3 protein-coding genes are annotated in these 1,792 nt (G+C 61.5%); all 3 read left to right on the forward strand.

Features of this window, described 5'->3' with window-relative positions; genetic code table 11:
• Positions 1-151 precede the first annotated feature (151 nt).
• Positions 152-859, forward strand: a complete 708-nt coding sequence (locus HMPREF2581_RS19050) for a paraquat-inducible protein A (protein ID WP_011666770.1) — start codon at positions 152-154, stop codon at positions 857-859.
• On the forward strand, positions 846-1,466 hold the full coding sequence (locus HMPREF2581_RS19055; RefSeq protein WP_003107436.1) for a paraquat-inducible protein A: 621 nt from the start codon (positions 846-848) through the stop codon (positions 1,464-1,466). Before HMPREF2581_RS19050 ends, HMPREF2581_RS19055 begins: the two co-directional genes overlap by 14 nt.
• On the forward strand, positions 1,459-1,792 hold a 334-nt coding region (locus HMPREF2581_RS33590), incomplete at its 3' end, for an MlaD family protein (protein ID WP_152901296.1). The genes HMPREF2581_RS19055 and HMPREF2581_RS33590, both read left to right, overlap by 8 nt.

The following is a 1,792-nucleotide window of genomic DNA, read 5'->3' on the forward strand; positions in this document are numbered from 1 at the left end:
CAAGCTCCTATCCCAAAACCCCTGGTCAGCGATGGCCGGGGGTTTTGCTTTTGCGCGCGGAAAAGTGGCAAGCCAGCAGCGCTGCGGACGATAATCGAAAAACTTCGAGAGCTGCCGGGCGGCGTACTTCCGAGGGCATGGGAGACGCGATTTGCACTGTGCGCTCGTCTACAATAGCCGACAAATCCAGCCGAGCTCATTCATGTCCGATACCGATGTCCGTGGCCTGCAGGATCTTCCCCTGGAAGAACTGGTTGCTTGCCATGAGTGTGATCTGTTGATGCGCCGGGAACCCCTGGGACCGGGCGAGAAAGCCAATTGTCCGCGCTGCGGTTTCGAGTTGGCCGCGCATCGCCATCAATGGAAACGCCGTTGCTTCGCGCTGGTTCTGACGGCGCTCTTCCTCTATATCCCAGCCAATTTCCTGCCGATCATGAATCTCAGCCTGCTCGGCCAGACCCGCAGCGATACGGTCTGGACGGGAGTGCTCGGTCTTTACGACAGTGGCATGCAGGGCGTCGCCATCCTGGTATTCCTGTGCAGCATGGTGATCCCGTTGGTCAAGTTGCTCTGCCAGTTGCTGGTGATGATCAGCGTGCGTTTCGGTATCGCCCGTCACATCGGCATGCTGCTCTATCGCGGCTATCACCATCTGCGCGAGTGGGGGATGCTCGAGGTCTACCTCATGGGCATCCTGGTTTCCATCGTCAAGCTGATCGACATGGCCGACCTCAGCCTGGGCGTCGGCCTGGCCTGTTTCGTGGCGCTGCTGTTCACCCAGGTCTGGCTGGAGGTCACCATGTCGCCGCACCAGGTATGGGAAGCGCTGGGCGGCGAGGACGACGATGCGCGCGCTTGATGCCGGAATTCTGGTGTGCGGCGAGTGCCACCAGTTGAATCGCGCCGACGGGGACGAGCATCCGCGTTGCAGCCGCTGCGGTGCGGTGCTGCACGCCCGGCGCCCAAACAGCCTCACGCGCACCTGGGCGTTGCTGATCACCGCGGCGATCCTCTACATACCCGCCAACCTGCTGCCGATCATGACGGTCAACCTCTTCGGCAGCGGAATGCCCGCCACCATCATGGAGGGCGTGGTCGAACTGGTGCATGCCGACATGTTCCCCATCGCCATGGTGGTGTTCGTCGCCAGTATCCTGGTTCCTACTTTCAAACTGGTGGGCATCGCCCTGCTGCTCTATTCGGTGCAGCGGCACCAGCCGATGTCGGCCCGCCAGCGTATCCTGATGTATCGCTTCATCGAATGGATCGGGCGCTGGTCGATGCTCGATATCTTCGTCATCGCCATCCTCGTGGCGCTGGTCAATTTCGGCAACCTGGCGAGCATCGAGGCCAATCTCGGCGCCGCCGCCTTCGCCAGCGTGGTGGTGCTCACCATGCTCGCCGCCGTGACGTTCGACCCCCGGCTGATCTGGGACAACACCAATCTGGATGACGAGAATGAGTGATCTGCCAAGTCCGAAGAAACACAAGACCTCGAACTGGTCGGCGATCTGGGTGCTGCCGCTGGTGGCCCTGGCCATCGGTGCCTGGCTGGCGTGGCGTGCCTTCGACCAGGCTGGCGTGGACATCCAGGTTCGCTTCGAGAGCGGCGACGGGATCCAGGCCAACAAGACCGAGGTGCTGTACAAGGGCATCTCGGTGGGCAAGGTGACCGACCTGCATGTCAGCAAGGACATCAAGGGCGTGGTCGCGACCATCGAGATCAAGAAGGAAGCCCAGGAATATCTGAGCAAGGACACCCGCTTCTGGCTGGTCAAGCCGCGGGTTTCCC

Source organism: Pseudomonas sp. HMSC057H01 (assembly GCF_001836405.1).
In the GTDB taxonomy this organism is placed as follows: Bacteria; Pseudomonadota; Gammaproteobacteria; order Pseudomonadales; family Pseudomonadaceae; genus Pseudomonas; species Pseudomonas aeruginosa.

Excerpts from the sequence above, each read along its gene's own strand:
- HMPREF2581_RS19055 (WP_003107436.1), top strand. The coding sequence starts at position 846 with ATGCGCGCGCTTGATGCCGGAATTCTGGTGTGCGGCGAGTGCCACCAG.